Source organism: Pseudomonas sp. NPDC087690 (assembly GCF_044743175.1).
Taxonomy (GTDB): domain Bacteria; phylum Pseudomonadota; class Gammaproteobacteria; order Pseudomonadales; family Pseudomonadaceae; genus Aquipseudomonas.
Window position 1 is genome coordinate 68,506 of record NZ_JBIUVX010000004.1, and the last position, 8,040, is coordinate 76,545.

At 60.8% G+C, this 8,040-nt stretch carries 8 protein-coding genes and 1 pseudogene; 3 read left to right on the forward strand and 6 right to left on the reverse strand.

Annotation, left to right across the window (positions count from 1 at the left end):
• The first annotated feature begins 4 nt into the window (after nucleotides 1-4).
• A complete protein-coding gene (locus ACIPIZ_RS08785; protein ID WP_064388326.1) occupies nucleotides 5-937 on the forward strand; it encodes a DMT family transporter in 933 nt (310 codons plus the stop codon).
• On the opposite strand, the gene ACIPIZ_RS08790 is transcribed toward ACIPIZ_RS08785, so the two are convergent.
• The gene (locus ACIPIZ_RS08790) at nucleotides 882-2,063 is read right to left on the reverse strand and encodes an MFS transporter (protein WP_122661570.1); all 1,182 of its coding nucleotides are present in this window, start codon (nucleotides 2,061-2,063) and stop codon (nucleotides 882-884) included. The genes ACIPIZ_RS08785 and ACIPIZ_RS08790 overlap by 56 nt on opposite strands.
• Nucleotides 2,064-2,167: 104 nt before the next feature.
• Between ACIPIZ_RS08790 and ACIPIZ_RS08795 the strand changes: the two genes are divergently transcribed.
• Both ACIPIZ_RS08795 and ACIPIZ_RS08800 read left to right on the forward strand, forming a co-directional pair.
• On the forward strand, nucleotides 2,168-3,061 hold the full coding sequence (locus ACIPIZ_RS08795) for a putrescine utilization regulator PtrR (RefSeq protein ID WP_064388323.1): 894 nt from the start codon (nucleotides 2,168-2,170) through the stop codon (nucleotides 3,059-3,061).
• A 142-nt stretch (nucleotides 3,062-3,203) separates the two neighbouring features.
• Nucleotides 3,204-3,332, forward strand: a complete 129-nt coding sequence (locus tag ACIPIZ_RS08800; protein ID WP_007914492.1) for a PA1414 family protein — start codon at nucleotides 3,204-3,206, stop codon at nucleotides 3,330-3,332.
• Between the two features lie 105 nt (nucleotides 3,333-3,437).
• Here the strand turns inward: ACIPIZ_RS08800 and ACIPIZ_RS08805 are convergent, their stop codons facing one another.
• The 5 genes and pseudogenes from ACIPIZ_RS08805 to ACIPIZ_RS08825 form a co-directional block, all read right to left on the reverse strand.
• Nucleotides 3,438-3,686, reverse strand: coding sequence for a phosphopantetheine-containing protein (locus tag ACIPIZ_RS08805; RefSeq protein ID WP_064388321.1), 249 nt, complete (start codon nucleotides 3,684-3,686; stop codon nucleotides 3,438-3,440).
• A 43-nt stretch (nucleotides 3,687-3,729) separates the two neighbouring features.
• Nucleotides 3,730-4,455, reverse strand: coding sequence for an MBL fold metallo-hydrolase (locus tag ACIPIZ_RS08810; protein WP_150647058.1), 726 nt, complete (start codon nucleotides 4,453-4,455; stop codon nucleotides 3,730-3,732).
• A 348-nt stretch (nucleotides 4,456-4,803) separates the two neighbouring features.
• Nucleotides 4,804-6,183 (reverse strand): sodium:solute symporter, encoded by a 1,380-nt coding sequence (locus ACIPIZ_RS08815; protein WP_401164990.1) that lies wholly within the window; start codon nucleotides 6,181-6,183, stop codon nucleotides 4,804-4,806.
• Nucleotides 6,184-6,360: 177 nt separating this feature from the next.
• The gene (locus tag ACIPIZ_RS08820) at nucleotides 6,361-7,863 is read right to left on the reverse strand and encodes a cytosine permease (protein ID WP_064388316.1); all 1,503 of its coding nucleotides are present in this window, start codon (nucleotides 7,861-7,863) and stop codon (nucleotides 6,361-6,363) included.
• A gap of 57 nt (nucleotides 7,864-7,920) precedes the next feature.
• Nucleotides 7,921-8,040: pseudogene (locus tag ACIPIZ_RS08825) on the reverse strand (DUF4440 domain-containing protein); the annotation flags it as partial.

Sequence of the window (8,040 nt, forward strand, 5' to 3'; positions counted from 1 at the left end):
TGCGGTGAGTAGCGAGCGGCGCAATGCCGACCGTTTTGCCTTGCAGGTGATGATCGGCTTGTGCCTGATCTGGGGCGTGCAGCAAGTAATGATCAAGTGGGCCGCGCCAGACATTGCACCCGTGATGCAAGCGGCGGCGCGCTCGGGGATTTCCGCACTGCTGGTCGGCTTGCTGATCTGCTGGAGGGGCGGCTGGGACCAGGTCGGCGTTACTTGGCGCGGCGGTTTGCTGGCCGGTGCGCTGTTCGGTCTGGAGTTTTTCTTCATTGCTGAAGGTTTGCAACTGACCACCGCCGCGCACATGTCGGTCTTCCTCTACACCGCGCCGATTTTTACCGCGTTGGGCGTGCATTTTCTTTTGGCCAGCGAGCGCCTGCGGCCGTTGCAGTGGCTGGGGATTCTACTGGCGTTCATCGGTATCGCAATCGCCTTCGCCGGCGGTGTGTCGTGGGACAACCTCGACCGGCGTATGCTGCTCGGCGATGCCTTCGGCATATTGGCCGGCGCCTGTTGGGGGGCCACCACCGTGGTCGTTCGTGCCTCGCGACTGTCGGAAGCCCCGGTGACATTGACCCTGTTCTATCAATTGATGGTCGGCTTTGTCGGCCTGCTGTTGATCGCCTTGTTCAGTGGTCAGATCACCCATGTCAGCCTGACGCCCGTAGCGGTGGCCAGCGTGCTGTTCCAGGGCCTGGTGGTGTCGTTCTTCAGCTACCTGATCTGGTTCTGGCTGCTGCGCCGTTATCTGGCCGCCAACCTGGCGGTGTTCTCGTTCATGACGCCGCTGTTCGGCGTCACCTTCGGCGTGATTCTGTTGGGCGAACAACTGAGCGTGAATTTCGTCATCGGCGCCGTGCTGGTGTTGCTCGGCATCACCTTTGTCAGCGCCGAGCAGTGGCTGCGCAGGCGTTTGCGCCAAGCGCTGGGCCAGCGTTAGTCGATTGCATCGCCAGGCCGCCGGCGATCAGCAAACCGCTGCCGGCGATCACCAGCGCCGGTTGCAGGCCACCGCTGAAATGGCTGCTCAATGCTGCCAGTAATGGGCCGCTGAGCTGGCCGACGGCAAAGCACGCGGTCAGCAGTCCGGCGTTGCGCTGCGTTGCGTGGGGCGCGATTTCCCGTGAGCGTTGCATGACCAATTGCATGCAGGCGAGGAACGGCGTACCACACAGAATGACCCCCAGCGCCAGACCGAGGCCGCTGCTCAGCAGGCAGGCGAATACTCCCGCCGCTTGCAGCCATAACGTTGCCATCAACCAATGCCGGGTGGTCGCGGGGTCGTGACGACGCAGGCTCACCAGCAACACGCCGAGCGCGGCGGCCAGACCAAAGCACGGCCAGAACAGATCCGCCTGCCACTGTCCGTGGAACTGTGCGTTGGCCATTTGCGAGAGGAACGTCGCGGGGATGATGTAGCCGATGCCATACAGGGCATAAATGGTCGCCAGACGGCCGATACCTTGATTCGGTGGGTTGGCGTCAGTCACAACCACCGGTAAGCCACCGACCGGCTGCGGCAAAATGCGCCAGACGCCGAGCATCATCACCAGTGCCGCAGCGGCGTAAATCAGCCACAGCGTCGCCGAGGTCTGATTGAGCAGGTGGGAGACCAGCGCCAACAACCCCGTCAGAAAAATCCCCAGCCCAGGCCCGGCAAATACCAACGCGCCCAAACGTGGACGACCCGCTGCCGCTGCCAGTGGCTGGCTTAAAGACGTGATCATCACCAGCACCCAGGCACTCGCCACCCCGGTGCCGAAGCGCAGCACCAAGTGCGACCAAAAGCCCGTGGCCCAAAACGACGCCAGCGTCAGCAAAACACACAGCCACAAGCCGCCGTGCAGGCGTCGCTGCACCTGCTGCGGGCGATGCGCAAACATCGCATCCACCGCGCCCAGCAAGTAACCGAGGTAGTTGGCCGCAGCGATCAGACCGGCGGCCGTCAGGTCGAACTGACCTTCGCTGAGCAGGTGCGGCATTTGTGGCGTGAGGGCGAAACGCCCGATGCCCATGGCCATCATCAGGGCTACGAAACAAGCGGATAAGCGAATCAGGGGCGACATGGTCGGGATTCCTATGAACGATCAATGACCGTCAGGCTAGGACTGATTGACTTTCTTTAAAATTGAATAATAGTGAGTAACTTGTTCTGTTATGGAGAAAGCTTGTGGAGTTCAGCCAATTGCGGATCTTTCAGGCCGTTGCCGAGGAAGGTTCGATCACCCGCGCCGCCGAACGCTTGCACCGGGTGCCTTCCAATCTGTCGACGCGGCTTAAACAGCTGGAAGAACAGTTGGGTGTCGAACTTTTCGTCCGTGAGCGTCAGCGTTTGCAGCTTTCGCCTGCGGGAAAAGTCCTGCTGGACTACACCGGCAAGTTGTTTGCGTTACGCGATCAGGCCAGTGCGGCGGTGATGGGCGGGCAGCCGGCGGGGGATTTTGTCCTCGGCACCATGTACAGCACGGCGGCGATCCATTTACCGGCGTTGCTCGCGCGTTATCACAAGCAATACCCGGCGGTGAACCTGCAGGTGCAGTCGGCGCCGAGTGGCGAGTTGCTCGAAGGTCTGCTTACCGGTCGACTCGATGCGGCGCTGGTCGATGGCCCGCTGGAACTGGCCGGACTCGACGGTGTGCCGTTGTGTGAAGAGCGGCTGGTGCTGATTACCGAAACCGATCATCCGCCCGTGCGCAGTGCCAAGGATGTCGAAGGGCGTTCGGTGTTCACCTTCCGTCAGGGCTGTTCCTATCGCATGCGCCTGGAGGCCTGGTACGCCCACTATCACGCAGCGATGGGCCGGGCGATGGAGATCGAGTCGTATCAGGGCATGCTCGCCTGCGTGATCGCCGGCAGCGGCGTGGCGTTGATGGCGGAGTCGATGCTTGCCAGTCTGCCGGGTCGCGAGAGCGTCGCGGCGCACCCGTTGGCCGAGCCATTCGTGGGTGCGACAACGTGGCTCATGTGGCGCAAAGGCATGGTCGGCGCCAACCTCAATGCCTGGGTCGAGGTGCAGCAAGCTGTCTATCCTGCGGCTCAGATCGAAACCCGCGAAACAGCCTGAACCAATGCCGGCGAATTCTGTTCAATTCAGTAACAGATCATTGCGGATTTGGCCGAGCATTGCGTAGGACTTCGGACTATTATCAGTGCGAAGCGGCCTCAGAATTCCGGCCGCTCAGCACCACCCTGAAGGGGGCATGACGATGAAAGAGAAAATTCAAAACTGGCTACACGACTTGGGTGTTGCCCTCGGCTTGATCGAACCGCCTCTGCAGCCTGTCCCGATCCGCACCGATGACGAGCAGCGTCGCCGTCAACAACGGCGCCGGTAACGCCACCGATCCGAGATCACAGGATTCAAGATCAAGAGATCGCAGCCTGCGGCAGTTCCTGCACGAATCAATGCAGGAGCTGCCGAAGGCTGCGATCTTTTGCTTTCAGTGCCGGCCAATCTCAAGCAAGAACCGGCTCAAGTCATTCGCAGTCTTCGCGGTCTTGAGCATGCGGTCTTCCTCGGCGGTGAACGCCGTCAGTCCGAATTCATCTTCCAGATGAAAGATCAAATCCTCGATGTCGGCTTTCTCCAGCCCCAGTTGCACCAGGCTGGTGTTGTCGTTGAATTCGCGGGTTTCCAGCAAACGCTGGATATATCGGTGCACGGCGGCACGCACGGCAGCTCTTCTCATGACAGATTTTTCTGATGGTTGTTCTGCTTGAGTGAAGCAGGCCTCAGGCGTGGCCGCGCAACCATTGGTCAATCATCGAGCGCAAATGCTCGCCGGAAAAACTGCCGAAATGCCCGCCATGCACCGTGCGAATCGGCAACGCCTGCAAACGTCGCAGACTGCTGGCGTAATCCTCAAGATTGGAGTGGTAGGCGTCTTCGATCAGCGGCCCGTCGTAGATGATGTCGCCGCTGAACAGGGTTTCAGTGGCCGCTTCATACAGGCTGATGCCGCCCGGCGAATGCCCCGGTGTGTGTAGCACTTGCAGCGTGCGATTGCCCAGATCCAGCACATCGCCGTCCTCGACAAACCCGGTGGCCGGCGCGGCTTTGACCCGGTATTCGGCGTAGCACAACGGGCAGTCCGGGTGCGCCTCGAACATGTCATCGCCAACGAATGCGCGGCTCAGATCATTCTCGCCATCCGGCGCCGCCAGAATGTCCGCCTCGGCCGGGTGCACCAGCCGTTCAGCAAATTCATGATGCCCGGCGATATGGTCGAAATGGCAATGGCTGGCCACCGCCATCAATGGCCGCTCGGTGATCCATGGCAACTGCTCGCGCAGGCTGACCAGCCCCGAACCGCTATCCAGCAACAGGTCTTTGTCGCGGCCTTGCACATGCCACAGGTTGCAGCGGTAGAACGGCCGAATATACGGCTCATGGATCAGCCGAATGCCATCGCTCAAGTGTTGCACTTCAAACCACTGATCGCGCGAAACGATCTTCATATTCACTTTTCTCCAGACGAAAAAAACGGGTGTGGCAAGTGGGCGTGTCCTCCCTTATTTCCTGCACCGCGCCGGATCTGATGTCGTGCAGGGCAAGGCGCGAGGAGCGTAGTTTGGTTTTTCCAAATAAGCTCCGAGCAACGCAGCCCTGCACGACATCAGCTCCGGCCCTCCGGGTTGTGCCTAAAAGCGAGCCAGGCTGCGTTGCAGTCCTTGGCAAGGAACAACCCTTACCTACGGACTGCGCCTTGCCTGGCTCGCTTTTAGGCGCAACGCGGTGCAGGAAATAAGGGAGGACACGCCCGTGCCACACCCGTCGAAGAAAGCATCAAGTCGTTACATCAGAGCTTAGATCGCACTCGCCACGGTTGCCGGGCGAGGGGAGAACAGGCTGACGACCACAAAACTCACCAGACCTGCGCCGAGGCTGTAGTAGATCGGCGTGTTGGCATCCAGACCGTCCTTGAACATGAACAGCAGCGAAGTGGCGAAACCCAGACCCATGGAGGCAATGGCGCCGGCGGTGGTCGCGCGTTTCCAGAAAATCGCGCCGATCAGCGGGATCAGCATGCCGCCCACCAACAGGTTGTAAGCGAGGGTCAGGGCGCTGATCACGTCGTTTACAACGAGGGCGATACCCAGCACGACCACACCGGTCAGCAGGGTGAACAGGCGGTTGATGCCCAGGCTCGACTGTTTGCCGCCACGCAGTTTCGGCAGCAGATCTTCAGTCAGTGTGGTGGCAGCGGCGAGGAGGCCGGCGCTGGCGGTGGACATCATTGCCGCCAGTGCCGCAGCGATCACCAGACCACGGATGCCGTCCGGCAGCGACAGTTTGACGATGGCGGCGAAGGCGTTGTTGACGTTGTCCAGATCCGGGATCAGCACGTGTGCAGCCATGCCGATCAGCGCGCAGGCCAGGCCGTAGAGGATGCAGTAGATACCCGCGATGCTGCCGGCGTATTGCGCGACTTTGGCGGTCTTGACGGTGAACACCCGTTGCCAGATGTCCTGACCGATCAGGATGCCGAAGAAGTAGATCATGAAGTAGGTGATGATCGTGTCCCAGCCGATGGTGGTGAAGCTGAAGGCGGTCGCCGGCAGTTTCAGCACCAGTTCGTCCCAGCCGCCGACGCGGTACAGGCAGATCGGCAACAGAATGAACATCAGGCCCACGGTCTTGATGATGAACTGGACGATGTCGGTCAGGGTCAGCGACCACATGCCGCCGATCGCCGAGTAGATCACCACGACGCCACCACCGACGAGTACCGACACCCAGAATGGCAGGTCAAACAGCACTTGCAGGACGGTGCCGATCGCCAGGATCGAGGTCACGCCGATCATCAGTGCGTAGGCGAGCATGATTGCCGCGCTCGCCGAGCGGGCCATCGGGTTGTAGCGTTTTTCCAGCACCTGGGTAACGGTGTAGATCTTCAGTTTCAGCAGCGGTTTGGCGAGGAACAGGTTCAGCGCGACGATGCCGCAACCGAGGGCTGCGCACAGCCAGAAACCGGAGATGCCGTGCACGTAACCCAGACGCACGGTGCCGACGGTGGACGCGCCACCCAGTACGGTCGCGGCCATGGTGCCCATGTACAGGCTTGGGCCGAGGTTACGACCGGCGACGAGAAAGTCCTCGTTGGTCTTGGCCTTGCGCATGCCGAAGTAGCCGAGCAAGAGCATGCCGGCGGCGTAGATGAGGACGACGAATAAATCCAAAGCCATGATGGCGTGTCTCCGATTGTCTTTTTTATGGTGAAACAAATTTGGTTCAGCAATGCTGCCCACTGTGGGAGCGAGCCTGCTCCGGGCGGCGATCCGACGAAGGCGTCAGCACATTCAACAAAGATGTGTCTGACAAATTGCTTTCGCGAGCAGGCTCGTTCCCACGGGGGATCTGCGTCAGGCGGTCTGGCGCAGTTCAGGTTTTTCCAGGATTTGGCTGCGTGCATCCTTCGGGCCGAACACTTCGCGCGGTTCCGGGAACAGGCTTAGCAGCGTCAGGTACACCACCGAGGCCAGGCCCAGAGTCACCGGCAAGCTGATGTCGATGCCACCGGCCATTTCACCCAGCGGGCCAACGAATTGCCCCGGCAGATTGACGAAGCACAAACCGACCACCGCGCTCGGGATCCATGCGCCCAGACCACGCCAGTTCCAGCCGTGGCTGAACCAGTAGCGTCCGCCCTGTTCGCCACGGGTGAACACTTGCAGGTCATCCGGGCAGTAGAAGCCGCGGCGCACCAACAGACCGATGATCATGATCACCATCCATGGCGTGGTGCAGGTGATGATCAGCACGGCGAAAGTCGACACGCTCTGCACCAGGTTCGCCGCAAAGCGGCCGATGAAGATGAAGGCAATCGACAGCACGCCGATCAGCAATGTCGCCTTTACTCGCGACAGCACTCGGGGGAACACGCTGGACATGTCCAGCCCGGTGCCATACAGCGAGGTAGTGCCGGTGGACATGCCGCCGATCACCGCGATCAGGCACACCGGCAAGAAGAACCAGCTCGGCGACACAGCCAGCAAACCGCCGACATAGTTGTTCGCCGCTATATAGTCCGGCGCCTTGATCGCGACGATGGTCGCGGTGGTCAGGCCGAACAGGAACGGGATGAACGTGGCAATCTGCGACAGCACCACCGCCGCCATGATCCGTTGCTTGGAGGTGTCACGCGGGATGTAGCGCGACCAGTCACCGAGGAACGCACCGAAGGAAATCGGGTTGCTCATCGCCACCAGCGCGGCGCCGATGAACGCGGCCCAGAAGCCCGGCTGACCGAGGCTGACGGTGCCAGCGTAATGCGCGTCGAAAGGACCGGCGAAGGCAAAGATGCCCAGCAGGAATAACAGGCTGGCGCTCCACACCGCGATCTTGTTCACCCACAGCAGAAAGCGGAAGCCGTAGATGCATACGGTCAGCACCAGGATCGCGAACAGACCGTAGGCCAGGCCCAGAGTCAGGTCGGTTTCCGGCAAGCCGATCAGGCGTTTCGCACCACCGATCAGCGCATCCCCCGAACTCCACACCGAGAGCGAGAAAAACGCGATGGCGGTCAACAGCGACAGGAACGAACCGACGATCCGCCCGTGCACGCCGAAGTGCGCACCGGACGACACGGCATTGTTGGTGCCGTTGAGCGGGCCGAACAGGCCCATCGGTGCGAGGATCAGCGAGCCGAGCAGCACGCCCGACACAATCGCCCAGACGCCGGCCTGAAAAGACAGACCGAACAGCACCGGGAAACTGCCGAGCACGGCGGTGGCAAAGGTATTCGAACCACCGAAGATCATCCGGAACAAGTCCGTCGGGCCTGCGCTGCGTTCGTGGTCCGGGATCTGTTCGACCCCGTGGGTTTCAATTTGCGTAAGGCTTTGGTCGTTGTTGTTGTTATTCATGATCTGCTCCGATCATAAAGGCGCGCCTCATCGTGCGTGAGGCGTCACCTGTTTTGGCTAAGGGGATGGCAGCCCTTCCGGCATTGCGGACAAATGTTCGTGGCAGGCCAGCCAATGGCCTTGTTGTTCTAGGCTCGACGCTTGTTTCTTGAAAACAATCGTCTCGCGCTCCTGGCT